Consider the following 17,946-nt stretch of genomic DNA (forward strand, 5'->3'; position numbering starts at 1 on the left):
TCAATCGGCATCAAATTTTCACTGTTTTTATTATTTAGGGAGAGATATCTATGAGTTCAGCCTCCGATGTAATTTCGATAATTACACTGATACGTATACTGCTAGGCATTTTAATGGGGACTGTGGCGCGCTTTGTCACCCTGCGCATTGATTTCAGGCAAGTACCCAGCTATCCAAACAGCTACTTTATCAATCTTGTAACCGGATTTTTCGCTGCCAGCCTCGGTTCTGTTGCAATCCCCGCTTTATTGTCCGACGACTTTGCCGCAGTCACCTTTTTAATGCTGGCGGTTCAGCATTTTCGGGATATTCGCAAACAAACTCAGGAAAGTCTGGAGCAAATTGATTCGGTTGGATTTGCCCCGCGCGGGAGCGCTTATATTGATGGAATTGCAAAAACATTTGAAGCAAGAAACTATATTTGCTTACTAACGTCACTCGGCACGGTTTTGGCGTTATATCTTGTTATGAGCCAGAATGTTTGGATAAATCTGGCCATCGCTTTAATGACAGGATCAGCTCTGATTTGCTCTTTGGTCCATTTTACAAAAGGCAAATGCATTGGCGATATCTGTTCGCTCCATTTTGGGGAAATTGATATCAGAGGAGCCGAGCTATTTGTAGATGATATATGGGTTACCGCGATGCTTGGACTCGAAAAAAGAAAAAGGATGTTTATTGAGCAAGGTGTGGCATTGATAGCATCACCAAAGTCGGAAAAGCAGCGCCTTACGCTTGAAAACGATGGACAGCAGGCGGCTATTTTATATGATGCAGCGCGTTCGTTTGGTACGAAGGAATTGTACTTTACAAAGCGCAGTTTATCAGATGGCAGAATCGTAATTGCTTTTGTTCCGATCATAAAAGATAAAGAAAAAATACTGGCGGCGGTGCGAAACACACCCATTCTGGAAAGTGTTCGCAAACGCTCTCATAAGAGGTAATCCATGAAATTATTATTGTATGTTACAGATGACCCTAATAGAGTTATTACTGGAAGCTCTTTAGCGCTCAATTTGCCCAATAATGAAGAGCGTCAGGAATTTCTTGAAGTATTTGCTGAAACTTTCGAGGCAGGTGTTCTTCAGATGAAAAATGGAGACCATATAGTTGTGCAAAGAAGTTGATATACAATAAATGAATGAGTAATCATCCTCGTTTATATTTAGACCTCCATGGGAAATGAAAAAGACACCATCATGCCGGATGGTGTCTTTTCTCTGCGTATTTGGTTTTGTCATACTTACAACAGAAACACGCCGCTACGTCATCCCTGCCAGCGGCTTTTATGAGTGGAGGATAAGCGAAAGTATCTGTTCCACTTGCCTGATGCGCAGACGCTCTATCTGGTGGGCATCTACGAGCAGGAGCAGGACGAATGCCGCTACTGCACTCTAACCACGGAGGCCAACGAGTCCGTGCGCGGGGTTCATCACCGGATGCCGGAGGTACTGCGGAGGGAGGAAGTCAGCGGTTGGATTACGGAGCTGGGAGCCTTCTACAGAATACTCAAAAACATACCACCCAGCTTGTGGCCACGGCGTAAGACAATTAAACATCGCTTTGGTAAACGAGCGCCTTTGGGAAAAACATTACCCAAGGGTGCTTTTGGTTGAAATTGGTGAAATCTTGGTGTATTCTGGTATTGCTGATTAGACATTACTAGCAATTATGCGCAGTTCGTCTAACAGTAGGTTATATCAATATCCCAAGTTAGATATTCATACTTATACGCTCAAAATTCTAGTTTTACGATGCTTCACAGGAGAAAACTATGAGAATTCTAATTTTGTCAGATTTGCATATTACTCCGGATAGTGATTCCAATTCTACTCCATGGGTAAATAACTTTTGCAATTTTATGAGAAATAAATATTATCCTGATACCTTAATTTTAGTTCTTGGAGACTTAATTAATAATGACGGAAAAAGCGGAGAATTGGCATATAATGCCGCTAGTAAAATTTTTTCTTATATTGAATTAGAACTCTCGCCGGTCAATTATAAAATTGCATTTATTCCGGGAAACCACGATTACTGCAATGGAAACTTGAGCGCGTTTGAGCAGTTTTGCCGTAGACATCAAACTATCCCTGCTGATCCACTTCTTTTTTCTCGGGAGACAACGTTTAACTTCACTGTAGAAAATTTTAATTTTATTTTGACGGACTCGGTTCGAGGCAAAAAATATGGAATTGCTGGATGGCTTGATTTGGCAGCAATTCGTGCGTGTACGCTCACAGATAAGGAAAACGTTCTCCTTATGCACCACAGCATATTATTCGAAGATTCAAGCGACCATACAGGCATTATCAAACAGCCGGAGACGATGGAGTTCCTTAAGCAGAATAAAATCAGATTTGTGATTCATGGTCATGCTCATGCCACTCGTAATTTTGATATTAATGGAAACTGCATGCTGTTTGGGGTGGGTTCTATAGGCATTGAAAACCCTGGAATAGATAATGAAAAAGAGCAATTCCTTGAAATTCAGATTAACGGAAACAGTGTTGAGGCTGTTGCAAATTGGTTATGGCGTGGTGGAGCTACACGGTATGAAAACATTTGCCTTTATCCCAATTCGACTACAGAATATGACCACGGTGATCTGATCCCACGTATACAGTACGAGAACCCCAAAGCCTATATGAAGCGGTATGTCCTGCCACGCGATATCGCTGAGGGTGACGAAATAACAAGATATTTTGTCTCGGATAAGAAAACCACACTTTTTGATGCATGCTTAAAGGAACGACTAGTCTTGTTCATTGCTGATGCTGGATTGGGAAAAACCTTGGAAATGCAGCACTTAGCCTATGCTGTTTCAGTTAACAATCTCTATATGCGACCTGTTCTTCTGCCGCTAAATCTCTATGATGGGGAATCAATAAAAGACTATCTGGATTTTCGTGTTCCAAGGTATAAAACGTTAGATCCCAATCAGTTTATCCTTATCATGGATGGATATGATGAATTGGCAGATCCAGAATCATTTAAGAAAGCTCTTTCTCGGTATGTAATTACCAATTCCGATACACATATTTGTATATCGATGCGCAGCAATTTTCTGGCATCCAATTCTTCTGCATTTAAAAACTTTTCTGCTTATCAGCTTCTGGAACTTGCAAATACAGATGTAAAGATGGAACTACAAAAATATGGTATAAGTGAACAATCATTTTTTGAAGAATGCAAGAGAAAAAATTTGCTTAAACTTGTACAAAATCCCTTCTATCTTAGTAAAATCATTGAAATCTATATTTCTGACAAGTCATTACCTAATCAATCGGAACTTATCAATAGGTTTGTTGATATTCAGTTTGCAAAAGACATAGAAAAGTTTGAATACTCAAAAACGATGGAAGACAGCCGGTATGAAGTTGAGAGAGCCTTAACACGGTTTGCTTATGGGATGCAATTACTTGGTTGCTCGAACTGTGATGAAAAAACATATCAGTGTATCATTGAACAAAAAGATGATAGGCAATACATAAAGCACAGTAGTTTAACAATCAACACGTCTGCTGGACATGGTTTTGGACACAACATTTTTAAAGAGCATCTTGTCGCAAAGTATGTTTCTCAGATGAATCCGGCAGATATTATTGAGCAAATATCTATTCCCGGAACAAAATACTTAAACCCAAATTGGTTTAATGTCCTTGGGCTTATTCTGCAATTGAACGTATGTAAAGAATTAGAATCGTGGATTCAGGAAACCGAACCGTTAGCTTTGACTAAATTAGAACCGGACCGCATTACCCCTGAATTACGCTACTCCATTTTGACTACCGCATTGTCCGACATTGTGAGGAAAAACGTATGGTTTCGAAATGAGACGTGTTCGGAGGAACAACTTGCTGTTTTCTCCCAGTCACCGCAAGCTGTCGCTCTATTAATTGGCCACATCCAGACTCCTGCGCATTTCCGTTCGTTATATTTTTGCCTTTCTGTGCTTTATTGCTTTTCGGATCTATACGGAAAAGGCGACAGTGTTCGCCATGCGTTGGTAGACTGCTATCAGAGTGAAAATGTCAGACCACACGAAAAACGAGTTGCTATTTCGGCAATTGCTACTTTGAAACTTAATACACCGGAAATTACCGATGATTTAATTAATAAGTTTACAGGAAGTAGGGCTTCCGATGAGCGCTTGGGTGTATATAAATACTTACATCAATCCAATCAGTGTAATGAGAATGTTAATTTTTTGCTGTTTGGAATTAAATACTTATCTTATTCGCACCAAAACGACGAAATATCAAACGGTACGGAGCATTTCACCCTAATTAAATGCCTTAGCAGTATATCTGACCCGATAGCCATTGAAAAAGCAATTAGATGGTATTCAAATAAAGATCATATAGATATAGATTTCTATGATAGAGAGAAATTATTTTCCGGTCTTTTTAATAAAGCATGTATCGCATATAACAATGGCTATACCCCTTTGTTTGAAACCGTATATGCTTTTTTTATCAACGCAACGCGACAGTATTCCCGATACCACATTCCCGACGCGCTAAAATTCTTTTCGACCACCAGTACAATGAAGGTAGCCTTTGCTCGTTTGGTATCTGAAGATTCCGATGATCGGCTATTCATGATTGAAGATACAATACAATTTCAGCCCAGTCTAATAGATATATTTTGTCGGTTGTATACTGAGGGTGAATTAAGTGACCAAGAAATATTTAGGAGGTATACCTTACGCCATCAGGGAAATGACGTTCTATTTGAGAAGTGCGCAGAGGCAATTAGGATAAAAACGGGGGAAGAACTCACACTAGCTGAGCCGCCACGGGACTATGATATGCAACGACAGAAAGATGTACAGGCTTTCTTTGATTACCTATTTGACTCGCGTGCCATGAAAAGATTGTTAATCCAACTAGCAGACTTTTATGGTAATCGTGAAATAACTTATAATCAATTGCGGGAGTCGCGGGTTTGGCATGAAAATTACCCAGAAGGAACATATGTGCTGGAAATTACATTGATACAGAGCAGCTTTAAGGAAGAACGCATAATTGATTTTATTGGTTTAATTGACTGGAATTATTTCTTTATAGATAGAATCTGCTACTTGTTTAAAAATGAAAAAGCATTGACTTTATTAGTTATCAGTGAAAAGCAGTATGAAGTACTTAACGAAGTTTACCATCAGCTAGAAGAAAAGCTGGATTATCATACCGCAGTCGAAGAGCCGGATATGAATAGTTTCCGATTCTCATCAAAGATGCACAATTACATAATTATCAAAGATGCATTGAACCTTTCCTCGCCCCCCGATTACTATTTGGGACTCTTGGAAATTCCCTGCGGATTTGTCAACAAACGGTCGGATGTTGGAGAAAAGTATGGTTTAATCGAACAGCACATTGCTCCGAATGCCATAGCAACACAAATTGAAAAACTCGCTACCCAAGAGACACGAATTTGCGTTCTTGATGACCTTATGTTTGGTTGTAAGCGTTACCGGATTAGGTCGTGTAGGGATATGGCCATTCGAATGTGCAAGATGAGTGAGGCTTCGGCGTATAATCGCAGGAATGCCTTAGAGTACCTTTTTGAAGTGTTTGGCTCAGAACTAATTCTCGATGAAATCATGCCAACATCGGACGACGCATTATTTGAGATAATCATCAATATGTTACGAGAGGCTGCAGATGATCGGCTTAAATCTGAAATGATTATAAGATATAAAAAAGAACCCAGCTGCCTTTTGCTCAAGAACCTTATTGCACTAAATGCTCCAGAAGGACTTCAGATTTATATTAACGCATCAAGAGAAAGTAATAGCATTTTTGATTGTTCAGACGGAATTAACGAAGTTACAGAATCGATTTCCATGATTCATGATATTAGTCTCCTCCCACTGCTGCTTGATGCTGTGCGAATGCGTTTTTCTGATTCTTTCAGAGACGGTTCCTTTCACACGCTATACACCTCCTTGCAAAAGGCACTGGCCTCATGTGCAAAATCTAATTATGACCTTGTGTGGAGATCTATTGATAGTTTGAAAGAGGAGCTGTCTCAGAACAAGGAGGCTATTAGTTTTTGCAATTTTTTACAAGCTGACATGCTCGAAAACAATAAAATGTCCTTGATAAAAAAGTGGTCTGCTCTAGAAGTAAGGAGGATTTTGCGTGGCATTAATTGAATGTTTTTACTTCCTCTAATGTCTAATAGCCATGATGCTCAGTTGAACATCATGGCTAAGGGATTGGCATTAACTGCAGCATGAAGTTGGTTATCATCGACATGGGTGTAGATTTCCGTAGTTGCAATGCTTTCGTGCACGAGAATCTGTTGCAGGTATCAAATATCCGCATACCCATACTTATACATAGGGGTTGCTGCCGTGTGACGGAATTTATGCGCGGAAGAGCTTTCTGGGGTGATGTCCGAAGTTATGATATGCTTCTTTACAACATTTTGAATGGATCGCGTAGTGAGGCGTTGATGATTCCGAGAAATGAACAACGCGTTGGTATCTACATTCATGTACCGGCGAACCGGGAGCCATTTAGATAAGGCCTGCTTGACTGCTGGTGTCATATATATTTTCCGTTCTTTATTGCCCTTCCCAATGACAGTCAGTACATCGCTATCAACCTGCTCAATGATGAGGGCTGCTACCTCAGATAAGCGCAAAGCACAATTCAGGAAGATTGTTATGATACAGTTATCTCGTGTTGAGGTGGAGCTGGTTTCGATCAGAAGTCGCACTGATTTCTCTAAGGTCATACAGTGAACGATGCGCTTGGGTAGCTTTGGCGTTTCCAATTCTTCGGCAATATTATTATCTACGATATGCGCCTTGAATTTAAGATATTTCCAGAATTGTCAGATTGAAACGATCTTTCTGAATCGCATGCCCGGCGAATTATGAAGCGTTTCCTGATGATAAGCAATGAAGCCGTACATATCGGTCAGTTGAATGGAACGGATGAAATCCACATCAGCAAACTTAAAACTGGCGTCCGTAATGCCTCGTTGGGCTGCAAGATAACGGAAGAATTAAAGCAAATCCATTCTGTACTCAAGAATTGTATTTTGGCTACGTCCCTTAATTGTAATAAGATAAGCCAAGCACTGTTCAAGAATGGGACACGTTTTATTAGACTGCATATTATCACTCCTATGCGAAGTATCGCCATGGACGATGAATGGTATGCAACTGATAGCAATACTGCGTAGCTTATAAGTTAAGGATGACCAGCTGACCATGAGGAACGTACGGTGACATCAGTATGACTATATCTTTTGTGATTGCATTGCTTTCGTATCCAAAATAGCGGATGTAAAGATCGAATAAGTTGTTTTGAAAGAGAGGACACATATGTCTAAGACAGTAGCGGGGGGAAAAGTAGGCGCAAGAGTTCTCACAGAGGAAGAAGTGACCGCAATTCTTCCAACCTATAAGCGCCTGAAACAGCAAATCGAGGCCATGCGTCCACAAACCGATCAAAAATCAGCGAATGAGGCAGATGACTATATCAACAATATCGGTGTATTGGGTAAGCGCGGCACCGGCAAGACCTCGATTCTTAAAACGCTTAAAGGGCAGCTTGAAGAAGATAATAAGGCGTCGAAAAAAAGGGGGGAGAAAGAAAAAAACATTATACTTCCTATGATTGTTCCGGAAAATATGCCGGACTCTATAAACCTGATGGCTGCAATTCTTGGCCTGTTTGAAAAGCAGGTTGAAGCGATTGAAAAAGATGCAGAATGTTTTGAACATTCGTGCTGGGAAATAGGTGGAAGCAATGCTCTGCGGACGCAATTCAATGCGCTGATTAAGAAATTTTGCTTCATTCAGAATGATTTTCGTAAGGTTCTGGTCGAACAATATACGACAGAAAATGAATATGTGCGCAACTCATCCAAGGTCTTTAATTCCGATTCGGAGTTCCTACCGGCATTGAACGCCTTTATAAACAGTTTTCTGGAGCGTAAGGATGTTGCGTCGGATGCTTTAATTTTCCTTGTGATCGATGATATTGACCTGAGCACACATCGCTGCACAGATGTGGTGAAAACTCTGCTTTCCTACCTCAATCATCCCCAGATGGTCATCCTTATTTCGGGGGATTTAGATACTTTTGAAGAGGCGCTGACGCTCGATTTTTTGCGCAAAGACGGCGCGTTGCAAGCGAAGCTTCTAAAGGAAGAATTTCTTCAGGATGAGAAGGAAAAAACGTCTCAGGGTACAGTTGGAACCCCTCCCCAGGGTACACCGGACGGTTCTCTTCTTCGTCACAAGCAGCAACTGGCGTATGAATATATGAAAAAAATTTTGCCGCCGCTCTATCGGCATTCCGTAAAGCAGTGGGATATTTTTGAAAGGAGCGCGTATCAAATCTCACAGCCTGCTGCGCAGGATCCGGACAACAAGGCTACGCACACAGAACAAAAAGACGCGGAAGCGAGCCTGACACTTGCGGCACTGCTGACCGAAACGTTCCGCGACTATGGCTGCGCGCCCTATTTCCAGTACTGGAAAGAAAGAGAAATTGCACCGCGCGGGATTCCGCAGGTTTTTCATCTGTTTGATAATACGGCGCGCGGATTAAACAGTGTATATGAAACGCTGATGAGCGAGAAAGAAAGCCTCCAAGCTTACGGAAAAGTGCTTTTACAAAAGGACATGGCCGCCACCCCAAAACAACTCGAGGAGTCGGCCTATCAATCGGTTAAGCTCTTTTTAGAAACCGTGGCTGCGTCCAACCGGATGTTGAGCGTCAGCCGGGGCCTGCTGTTTCAGCAGGTGATTCATTTCGGCGACGACTTTTCTTCATCATCCGTCCGATTTGATAATCTGTATCACGAGGTTTATGCACAGAACAGAAGGAATTTTGAGAATCCGATCGCGCGATTCCAGATCTTTATATTCGCAGATTTTGCACAGCGGCTCTTATCTCCTCAAGTTTCCGATTGGCAGGAGAATGTGGATTATCGGAAAATGCGCAGCCTCGCCGTGTATGAATTATTGGAATATCCGATCATTTCCGGCTATATTCAGACCATACAAACCAAGGACAGCAAGGGCAATAACAGCAAGGGCAATAACAGTAGTGCAAACAAATTATTATCTGTTTTACTGAATTCTGAGATTGTATTTACGCTCCATTATATACAATCCGCCCTTGATTTTACACAGGAAGAGTATGAGGCACTTCTGACGGACACAAAGGAGGCAGATGCCGTCCTTGTGGAGTTAGGAGAAGAAGCGCAAGCTCGGAAAGCAAAACAAGACCCGGTAAGAGAAGCAATCTATTTAAGTGCTGCTGATGCGCTCTGGTCGATTAAGCGCCAGCTTGCCAAGATCGGCGGAGAGAAAAGAAAAAATGATGAAGCGCAGAACGAAGACCTGCTGTCACTATACCCAGAGGCGGTACAGGCACTGGTTGACTATCCTCAGAAGTTTGCTGGAGATCGCAGGTTCCTTTTGCAAAAGGTTTTTGGAAGCTTTTTGGAGACCGCCTCCAAAAAGCTTGGCAAGGACGGAGGGTCGGAAACAAGTGCGTTCTATCCGATTCAGATGACCGTGCTCGTCAATACCTTGGCAGAAGAAGTACAGGATTTGTTTACAGAGCACGATCAACTGAAGGCACCCAATATGATGCAGAGAGAAAAATTTTCAAACACAGAAATGACCGAGCGGCAGTGGGGAATTTTATGCAATATTGAACAAAATCAGCTGTGGGACAGCGAGGACTGCGCACCGGTGACAGATTGTTTGAAAAGGCAGATAAAAAGCCTGTTTCAAGAGGTCTCCTCAAAAGCAGAGGTTTCTTTCAAAGGAATCGACAAACTCTTAGAAAATAAATTTGGAATGTTGTGGACGGATCCTTCGATGTCAGATCTGCAATACGGTCTTGCCTTTCTGATTCAAAATATTGCACACAAAACAGAGTGCGCTGAGACGATTTCTCTTGCCACTCTTGGCGCAATCATGGGGACAGAAGAACCCGTGCTGGTGAAAGACTGTAGAAATAACGAGGCATCCAATACCATGACCGTCAACGGCTATTGCAAGAATGTTAGACTTCATTATAAAAAGTCAGAGGTATTTCAGCTGCGTAACCAATGCAATGCACTGCGGCTTTTGCCCGCGAGTGAACTGCCCAAACGTATCCGGCGCAATGCCGACTGGATTTACTTTTTTATTCTGCAGTTTTTGGCTACACATAAGACAGAGCAGATTTATAAGCAAAGCGCACAGGCGGCGCAGCTTGAAAACATGCTAAGCGATATGGAGATCAAAAAAGCCGAAGCGGAAGAGCAAAAATTTAAAACCTTGTTGGATCAGGAGGCCATTTTAAAGGCGTTCCCCAACCAAAGAAGGTCGGGGGCTGACAATGCTTAACGCAGAAATTAATCAATATCTGGGGGTCTTTTCGTATCCCTTTGTGTCCTTGGATTTTTTGGATCAGGATTTACTGACGCAGTTTTTTGAAAACGAGCGGGATCACGCGTGTCGCATGGAGCTTCGCAAAAAACTGGCTGCATATATGAGAAGGACCTGCGATATCAATACGCTGGACGAAATTTATCTTATTCTGGACAAGTGGTATCTCTATCCCGGGCACCCGTCTCAAGCCGGAAAGCAGAAAAACAGCCCGGACTGCGGATTCGATCTTATTTTCAAGCATCTCCTATGCTTCAGCAAGAGCTTGATTTCACAGCGAGATGGGAAAATCATCTATAAATACTGGGAGAACGAGCGGGATAAAGAGATTTTAAGCGGTTTCAGCGGCTCCAACAAAATCTATCTGTTTCACAGCATGCAGCGGATGTTTTCAATGGATATCTTGATTGCGCTTTACTTGGTACGAAATAAAAAAGCTGCGGCCGATCTTTCGGGTAATTATGGACAAATTCATGTGTCCGATCAGCTGTTGGATTCCGTTTTGGAAAAGGGTGTGGCGGAAAATCATCTGCACAGCGGTGTGGCTGCCTCGTTTCAGCGCGTGTGGGAAGATTTTATGCTGCCCATTACAGAAGCAAAGCTGAAGGCACTTCTGCAAACCGAACCGCTTCCGGATCTGTTTTACAACAAAAAGGAGTGGATTTATTATCTGTGCCTCGCGGGAATGCTGCGCTACTTTTGCCTCTGGCTCACTGCAAACGGTCAGGAGGCGAAAAAGGGGGTGCCGGAGGAGTTTGGAAAAGTATGGCGGATTTTACAGCAACACAAGGTCAAGGAGAACTTTGCCGCATTAACCGGTTCGGATGACCAGGGTTCGCTGGAGCAATGGGTCCTTTCCTTTTGGCAGGAAGTGCTACCGTCGTGTGGATCCATCCCCAAAGTCCGCCAAGAAGGCATCATGCACACCATGTTTGCCGGATATGCGTCGATCCAGACCTCGGACGAAAATCTGTTTTTGTATCATGTGCTATCCACTATTCGGAAGCAGCAGGAAAAAGGCGGTGATTTGTCCTGCCTAGGGAATTTGAAGCTGCTCTTTCTCAGCTATCTCCGCATCAAAAATTTTTTCTATCGTACCGTTGTGCAGCAAAAGACCATTCATGGATTAATGTATTTTCAAAGCGCATATTACCAAACAAATTCCGCTTTTGGGCGGGCCGCCCTTCAGATTACCGGCGTGCCGTTCTGGGAACGGGCAATTCGTGAGCAGCTGCAGAGCCAGAACCTGCATAAAATTGAATTCCGCACTTCACTCTCTGCCCAGGAGAAAGATAATAAAATCAATGTTTTTTCCTTTCTGGTGGCTTATCGCAACATTTTACGGTCGGATTACTGTAGAAAAACGCGCGGCAGGGAGGGAGAATTGCGGTACGAACCGATCGGTCCATTGCCACGCGCCGCGCTGGTTTGTCATTTGATTAAACGTGAACAGGACTATGATCCCGCGTTATGCGCCTACCATGGTGACGAGGCGCACTGCCGGCAATATATGCAGTTGCATGACCAATATCAAATACAGCTTCAGTGCTTAACAGACCTAAGAAGCAGAAAGAATGCACAGGGCATGTATTTGGGTCTGGATAAATTTATTGTAGGCTTGGATGTGGCCAGCCTGGAGAGTGCGGTACCCACCTGGGTCTTGACCGATCTTTACGAGCAGGCGCGTGACAGCAGGAGTGAGCCTCTTACCTGCCATACCGGTCAATCCTTCCAAAGCCTGGGATTTACAATTCATGCCGGGGAGGATTTCCGGCATATCCTGTCTGGTCTGCGCCGGATTTACGAGGCTGCCAGAGGCTTGAAATTTCATGCGGGCGATCGGATTGGGCATGGAATTGCACTGGGTCTGTCTCCAGAGGCATGGCATCGCGCCCATCCTACAATCGTAATTCCACGGCTTGAGGCGCTGGAAAATTACTTGTGGGTATACAGCGTTCTTTCCAGCAAGACCTCCGCTGATTCTGCCATTAACACGGTCTATTTAGAGCAGGAGATCATGAAATTAGCACGGGACATCTATGGGGAAAGGCGCAATCTTACGCTGTCTATGCTTGTACGCGCCTATGAAAAATTGTATTTTCCCCCAGAGACCGGCGGACAATGGGAAAGGCTACAGGCGTGCGCGAGATGCTTGGAAATTAGCACATATACTCCATCTAATCCGGAACGAAAAGTGCCCCAGGACGCGCGAGAAAAGCAGACGTCGATGCCGGTGAATACCGGATTTTTTAAGGAAAGCATCTGTAAACTGCATAACTCTGCACAAAGAGAACTCTGTGCATGGTCTGTCACTGAATTGGTTTGGAGCGTGCATTGCAGGCAATATGCGTATGCTATGAATGAACCGATCCATCGTAAGGTTACCGAACAGGATATCTGTATTGCGGGAGAAATGCAGCGGCTGGTTCAGTGCTATCTGAATGAACAGGGTATAATTGTTGAGGTGAATCCGAGTTCCAATGTAGTCATAACGGATATGGAGACGCTTTCTGAAAACCAGGTTTACAGTATTAACCATGCAGGATATGATTTTCGAAATGTACTTACCTGTGTGAATTCGGATGATCCATCTGTATTCAATACCAATGTCACAAATGAACTGGGATATATTTATTTTGGTATGATTGAACGAGGGACACATCGAGAATCAACATTGCAATGGATTGAAAAGCTGCGCGATACAGGAATGCGCGCAAGCTTTATTCGCAATACCGTCTCGGACGAATGCCTGCTACGCGAGCTGGACAATATTATTAAGCAGTTTTAATTTGATAATACATTTGCCGAGTTTGCAGTATGAGTAGAGAATTATCCGAGCATGGGCAAAAAACAAGAGCGACACAGTAGAAACTGCATCGCTCATGTCTGAATAATTCCATAGCACGAAACCGTGGTTGGTTTGGTGTGGCTATGGGGAAAGCATGGGTTCTCATTTTTCAAAATGCAGTTGTTCGTATACCTGAAAAGACAGTTCCGGCGTACAAATCATTTCAAGCGGCCCCTTTCTATGCAAAAAATAGGTACAGCAAAGCCAGCCTGCCCTCAGAGCAGACTTGAAAAGGCTGGCGTTGCAGTTTAGCAGGCTGCCGGTGGTGCAAGTCCGGTTCGAAGCAGACCGCAGCATCCGCAGCTCGGGCACTGAGATGGCTTTCTGACGAGGATCTTTTGGATGAGGGCTTCGGTGGAAAGCTTTTCTCCTCCTTTCAGAGGTGTTTCCATCTGTACCTTGCAGATATGCAGCTTTTTCTGTTTGCCGCGGCTGGAGAAAAATCCATAGTGCCGGATCTTCATAAAACCTAGCGGCAAAACGTGCATCAAAAACCGACGGATGAATTCTTCAGCCGAGAGGGTCATCACCTTCCATTGGCTGCCGTCACGGTAGTCACGCCATTTAAATGAGACCTGCCCGCTCTCTGTGCTTAGAATACGGTTATTGGAGATCGCCACCCTGTGGGTGTAGCGCCACAGATACTCCACCACGCAGGCTACATCTTTGAAAGGAGGCTTGCATTAGACCATCCATTCTTTGGAACAGCACTCACTGAGCAGTGACGGGCCTATCTTGGGAAACTGCCGTTTGAGCAGCGCCAGAAACTTGCCACGAAATTTTCTAGACAACACCTTCGCCGGCAAGAAGAACTTTTTCCGGGACGGAAGCCATTTGCCCAGTTTGGTGAGACCACCGCCCGGGACAATACAGTGAATGTGCGGGTGGAAGCAGTGATCCGTGTGTCCTCCAAGTCTGGCTGTGCGGCAATTTAAAACGGCATTCATTGTCTTGTGCTGTGCCATGAATAGCCGGTGACTTTGCCGGTAATTATCCCCATACTGCACTAAAACATCTTGTCCATCAGGCATTTGATGACATCTTCGGCTTGCGGCCCTGCTTTTTTGGCAACGTGTCCAACGGGCTTTAAACCTGCTTGTTCATGTTGCTGATGTGAAGATAGAACGCGGTCGTCTGGATAAATGTATGGCCAAGCAGTTCCTTGATCTGGCAGACTTTGGCACCGCATTCCAGCAGATGCGTCGCAAAGCAATGCCGAAGTGTGTGCGTCGTGTATAATGCTGTCCAGAGTGTGAGCGGCACGGGCCGCTACTATGACAATGCTTGGATGGAGAACTTTTTTTCACACTTAAAAAGGAAAAGTTCTACCGGCTGCCAACGGGCGAGCTGCCCATGTCTCAGGTCAAAAGCGTCATGTTCCGCTATATCATGACCTACTACAACCGGGAGCGAATCTATACCGCCAATCCAAGCGGCCATCAGGTCGCCAGATGCCTGACTGCCTAACCCGTAGATTTTGGGTGTTCAGGATCTGCACTGGACTTGGCCTTTCCATTTCCGTGGAATATATAGCCTCAAGAAACACCACTTGACAAACCCCAAGATCAGGGATAGTATTATATTGTAATTGTCTCTCTCTGCTGTGCGTCCAGCGCAGCATGTCACTTATCCGCCTGTTTTTGGGCGGGCTGTCACTAACATATTATACAAGGCACTGTTATACCCAAGCTGGGTGTGGCAGTGCCTTTTTATATATTATTTCAAACTACAATCAAAAGGGAAGAAGGAGAAAATCCAATATGAAAACCAGAATGATACTAAAAATCCGTCCGCCGCCATCTTAAAACAGAACCCGGGGAAATACTGTTGTCTCTTTGATTTAAATCGCGCAGGCCGAGCGCGTAAAAAAACGGTGTGTTTATACCTTAACATTATAAAAATCAAAGGAGGCAACAGTATGCCACGAGGACGTTCGAGTATCCAGAAAGAAGGCCTTGAAATTTTGCTTGCGAAACTCACGGCCGGCAAAAGCAAACATACTGCATCAAAAGAAGAAAAAGCGAACTGCGTTTTTAGTTACTCGACTTTTCGATCTTATGCGAAACACGCCATTTCATTTTTGAAATGGGCCCACCGGGTATATGGATGTAAGACGGTTGCCAAAGCACGCCCTTATGTCAATGAGTGGCTTGTGGTGGAAAATGCGAATCAATCTCGGTGGACCGTTAAACTGAGGGCTTCCGCCCTAGCAAAATTGTATGACTGTTCCACAAAAGACTTTGCGCCAACTGGGTCGCGTCATCGGCAGGATATCATGCGCAGCCGGGGACCTGCCGTGCGCGACAAGCACTTCTCCGCGGTTCGCAATGCTGATTTTATCAATTTTTGCAGGGCTACTGGCCTGCGTCGACATGAAATTCACCAGGTAACGGTATCTTCTTTGGTACATATTGACGGTGTCGCTTGCCTGCATGTCAAGGGCAAGGGTGGCCGGTGGCGCGACGCGCCCATTATCGGGCCCCACACCGATGGTGTAATCGCTCAGGTACAGGCCGCCGGTGATGACCCTGTGTGGCCGCGCATCCCGGTCAATGCGGACATCCATGGCTACCGCCGCGATTACGCCAAGGCCATTTACGCCATGCACGCCCGTGACATCACCGCGCTGAGCCGGTCTGAGCGTTATGATTGTCGGGGTGACTTGGCGGGTGTCTGCTATGATCGGGTGGCAATGTTGATTGCCAGCAGGGCCCTGGGTCATAATCGCATCTCAGTAATCGCAGGACATTATATTGTGTAAAGTTCTCTATTGAAATTTGCTCTGAAGGCTATTAGGGACGCTTCTTGGGAAGTTCCCGGGCAGCGCTGCGGAAGCGGCGCTGCCCTAGTCGAGGTTTTTCCCAAACAAGATAGACGGTTACTCGTTTATGCTCGAATATATCGAGCATGAACGGGTAAACGGCTATCTGTCAAAATGGGATATAGTCGCAAACGAGACTGAGTCAAGAATGGGAACACGTTTCTTCAAATTGAGAGTATGCTCAAAATCAGGAGCAAAAAAGATTTTAAAAATACTGCCGGTACACGAGATTTACTTTATAACAAAAGACATTTAAAAAAACCGAGGATAAAGCCATGATTGGGGGCAGCGGAGCGAACGGCGGACGGCCTTCTGGGTCGTCCGCCGTTCGCTACAGATTCCTTCATTCGTCAGTTCTGAACACTGCGGTTCTAGTGTTTTCAAAAGGCTTGCAACGCTTGTTTTTAGATTTCCGCTTCCAACACGCGAACCTTGATTTCCGGCCTGGGTTTTGTGTGGGTTTTCAGCCCAAGGTCTTCCAAAAGCGCCTTCCAGGTATGTACCCCATGCATGGTAGCCAGACTGTTCCAGGTAGGCTTGCTTTTGTCCCTTCGACGGTTGTAATCATCCTGGCCTGTGACCTTCAGTCGATGGAACTCTTGAATAAATAACGCGTCCCATTCGGATCGGTTGCGGCGAAAATATCGGCTGCGTGTGGTGACGTCGCTGATTGGGTAGTAGTGGTCACGAAATTCCTTTGCGGTCATTCCAAAGCGGTTTCGGATGGTTGGATGTGACGGCAGACCGGCGCGGTCAAAATCCTTAAGCTGGATCATGTCGTGGGTTTTCAAAAATTCTTCGCAGGCGTCAAAAATCGCTGCCTCAGTCCATTTGGCGAAAGGCAGCTCCGAAACACACAGCTCCAACCCCTTGATGATATCATCCTTCCGTTGCTGCCCAATGCGGGCCTTACTTATGATTTCAACGGCTTCTTTCAGGGCTTCTTTCCTGGTCATAATTTGTTGTCCTTTCTTTTTTTGGACAACGGATGTTCATCGGGACCCCATACGTGGAGAAGCGCACCGGCTGGGAGATATCAAAGTTATCAATGGCCTTGATCAGACCCACGCAGCCTACCTGAAACAGATCGTCCGGGTTTTCGCCCCGGTTGGAAAACTTTTGGATGACGGAGAGCACCAGCCGAAGATTTCCCTCGATGAGCGCCTGCCGCGCCTCCCGGTCGCCCTCCTTTGTCCGGCGCAGGAGTGCCATGGTTTCCTCATTCTTAAGGACCTTCAGCTTGGATGTGTTTACGCCGCAAATCTCGACCTTTCCCTGCATGAAAGCCACCTCGCTACCTGATTTTTCTTCGTGAATCAGTATTTCCGGAGGCGGATTTTCCTATACTGGAAGGTTTTGTCGAGACGGGGGAGAAAGCCGCGCGGCATAGGACATTCCCGGTTTGGCATATGATTTTTTTCAGGGAGGAGGCGTGCGCTATGGGATGCAGAATCAGGGATATACGGCGAAAAGAAGTGATCAACATCTGCGACGGCTGCCGGCTGGGCTTTGTGGGGGATGTGGAAATCAAGCTGCCCGAGGGACAGGTGTGCGCCATCATCGTATTTGGACCCTACCGCTTTTTTGGCCTGTTCGGCAGGGGCGAGGAATACTACATTCCATGGGAGTGTATCCAGCGGATCGGGGACGACATTATTCTCATCGACAAGCCCTTTCAGCGGCGGGACCCGGCTTTGGAACGAAAACGGCGGCGATGCTGAAAAATTGGAATGCTCGGCATGAAAAATATTTAATTTATTCACCTCTTGCATTTTTTGACGGATTATCCGATAATAAAATAGAAAAGTTTTCAAAAAGTTCAAAAAGAAAATCTTGGAAAACCATGTTGCGGGTTACGAA

The 17,946-nt window shown here is 44.7% G+C and carries 11 protein-coding genes and 2 pseudogenes; 8 read left to right on the forward strand and 5 right to left on the reverse strand.

Annotated elements, in window-relative coordinates:
• The first annotated feature begins 50 nt into the window (after positions 1-50).
• The 4 genes from ABVS15_RS02655 to ABVS15_RS02670 all read left to right on the forward strand — a co-directional run bounded on the left by ABVS15_RS02655 (position 51) and on the right by ABVS15_RS02670 (position 6,163).
• Positions 51-944, forward strand: a complete 894-nt coding sequence (locus ABVS15_RS02655; RefSeq protein WP_369282226.1) for a YIEGIA domain-containing protein — start codon at positions 51-53, stop codon at positions 942-944.
• Between the two features lie 3 nt (positions 945-947).
• Entirely contained in the window at positions 948-1,127 is a 180-nt protein-coding gene (locus tag ABVS15_RS02660; protein WP_369282227.1) for a hypothetical protein, read from the forward strand.
• Positions 1,128-1,292: 165 nt separating this feature from the next.
• Positions 1,293-1,616: an SOS response-associated peptidase family protein gene (locus ABVS15_RS02665; RefSeq protein WP_369282228.1), complete on the forward strand. Its 324-nt coding sequence runs from the start codon at positions 1,293-1,295 to the stop codon at positions 1,614-1,616.
• A 158-nt stretch (positions 1,617-1,774) separates the two neighbouring features.
• Positions 1,775-6,163 carry a metallophosphoesterase gene (locus ABVS15_RS02670; RefSeq protein WP_369282229.1) on the forward strand — a complete coding sequence of 1,463 codons (4,389 nt, stop codon included), beginning with the start codon at positions 1,775-1,777 and terminating at the stop codon, positions 6,161-6,163.
• A 158-nt stretch (positions 6,164-6,321) separates the two neighbouring features.
• On the opposite strand, the gene ABVS15_RS02675 is transcribed toward ABVS15_RS02670, so the two are convergent.
• Positions 6,322-6,750: a tyrosine-type recombinase/integrase gene (locus tag ABVS15_RS02675; protein WP_369282230.1), complete on the reverse strand. Its 429-nt coding sequence runs from the start codon at positions 6,748-6,750 to the stop codon at positions 6,322-6,324.
• A gap of 595 nt (positions 6,751-7,345) precedes the next feature.
• Between ABVS15_RS02675 and ABVS15_RS02680 the strand changes: the two genes are divergently transcribed.
• Both ABVS15_RS02680 and ABVS15_RS02685 read left to right on the forward strand, forming a co-directional pair.
• The gene (locus ABVS15_RS02680) at positions 7,346-10,375 is read left to right on the forward strand and encodes a hypothetical protein (RefSeq protein ID WP_369282231.1); all 3,030 of its coding nucleotides are present in this window, start codon (positions 7,346-7,348) and stop codon (positions 10,373-10,375) included.
• Complete coding sequence (locus ABVS15_RS02685) at positions 10,368-13,205, forward strand: hypothetical protein (protein ID WP_369282232.1); 2,838 nt, start codon at positions 10,368-10,370, stop codon at positions 13,203-13,205. Before ABVS15_RS02680 ends, ABVS15_RS02685 begins: the two co-directional genes overlap by 8 nt.
• Before the next feature lie 308 nt (positions 13,206-13,513).
• Here ABVS15_RS02685 and ABVS15_RS02690 read toward each other — a convergent pair.
• Together ABVS15_RS02690 and ABVS15_RS02695 are read right to left on the reverse strand one after the other, a co-directional pair.
• A pseudogene (locus ABVS15_RS02690) lies at positions 13,514-14,296 on the reverse strand (transposase).
• A 55-nt stretch (positions 14,297-14,351) separates the two neighbouring features.
• A complete protein-coding gene (locus ABVS15_RS02695; RefSeq protein ID WP_369282233.1) occupies positions 14,352-14,528 on the reverse strand; it encodes a tyrosine-type recombinase/integrase in 177 nt (58 codons plus the stop codon).
• A gap of 655 nt (positions 14,529-15,183) precedes the next feature.
• Between ABVS15_RS02695 and ABVS15_RS02700 the strand changes: the two genes are divergently transcribed.
• Positions 15,184-16,026, forward strand: coding sequence for a hypothetical protein (locus tag ABVS15_RS02700; protein ID WP_369282234.1), 843 nt, complete (start codon positions 15,184-15,186; stop codon positions 16,024-16,026).
• 464 nt (positions 16,027-16,490) lie between these two features.
• Here ABVS15_RS02700 and ABVS15_RS02705 read toward each other — a convergent pair whose 3' ends face one another.
• Entirely contained in the window at positions 16,491-17,042 is a 552-nt protein-coding gene (locus ABVS15_RS02705; protein ID WP_369282235.1) for a hypothetical protein, read from the reverse strand.
• A gap of 37 nt (positions 17,043-17,079) precedes the next feature.
• Positions 17,080-17,367, reverse strand: a pseudogene (locus ABVS15_RS02710) (sigma-70 family RNA polymerase sigma factor); the annotation flags it as partial.
• Between the two features lie 158 nt (positions 17,368-17,525).
• Here ABVS15_RS02710 and ABVS15_RS02715 point away from each other — a divergent pair.
• Positions 17,526-17,807 carry a YlmC/YmxH family sporulation protein gene (locus tag ABVS15_RS02715; RefSeq protein ID WP_312615031.1) on the forward strand — a complete coding sequence of 94 codons (282 nt, stop codon included), beginning with the start codon at positions 17,526-17,528 and terminating at the stop codon, positions 17,805-17,807.
• Positions 17,808-17,946 lie beyond the last annotated feature (139 nt).

This window comes from Oscillibacter sp. GMB15532 (genome assembly GCF_041020825.1).
In the GTDB taxonomy this organism is placed as follows: domain Bacteria; phylum Bacillota; class Clostridia; order Oscillospirales; family Oscillospiraceae; genus Oscillibacter.

Excerpts from the sequence above, each read along its gene's own strand:
- ABVS15_RS02675 (WP_369282230.1), bottom strand. The coding sequence starts at position 6,750 with ATGACCTTAGAGAAATCAGTGCGACTTCTGATCGAAACCAGCTCCACC.
- ABVS15_RS02700 (WP_369282234.1), top strand. The coding sequence starts at position 15,184 with ATGCCACGAGGACGTTCGAGTATCCAGAAAGAAGGCCTTGAAATTTTG.
- ABVS15_RS02715 (WP_312615031.1), top strand. The coding sequence starts at position 17,526 with ATGGGATGCAGAATCAGGGATATACGGCGAAAAGAAGTGATCAACATC.
- ABVS15_RS02680 (WP_369282231.1), top strand. The coding sequence starts at position 7,346 with ATGTCTAAGACAGTAGCGGGGGGAAAAGTAGGCGCAAGAGTTCTCACA.
- ABVS15_RS02670 (WP_369282229.1), top strand. The coding sequence starts at position 1,775 with ATGAGAATTCTAATTTTGTCAGATTTGCATATTACTCCGGATAGTGAT.
- ABVS15_RS02660 (WP_369282227.1), top strand. The coding sequence starts at position 948 with ATGAAATTATTATTGTATGTTACAGATGACCCTAATAGAGTTATTACT.
- ABVS15_RS02655 (WP_369282226.1), top strand. The coding sequence starts at position 51 with ATGAGTTCAGCCTCCGATGTAATTTCGATAATTACACTGATACGTATA.
- ABVS15_RS02685 (WP_369282232.1), top strand. The coding sequence starts at position 10,368 with ATGCTTAACGCAGAAATTAATCAATATCTGGGGGTCTTTTCGTATCCC.
- ABVS15_RS02705 (WP_369282235.1), bottom strand. The coding sequence starts at position 17,042 with ATGACCAGGAAAGAAGCCCTGAAAGAAGCCGTTGAAATCATAAGTAAG.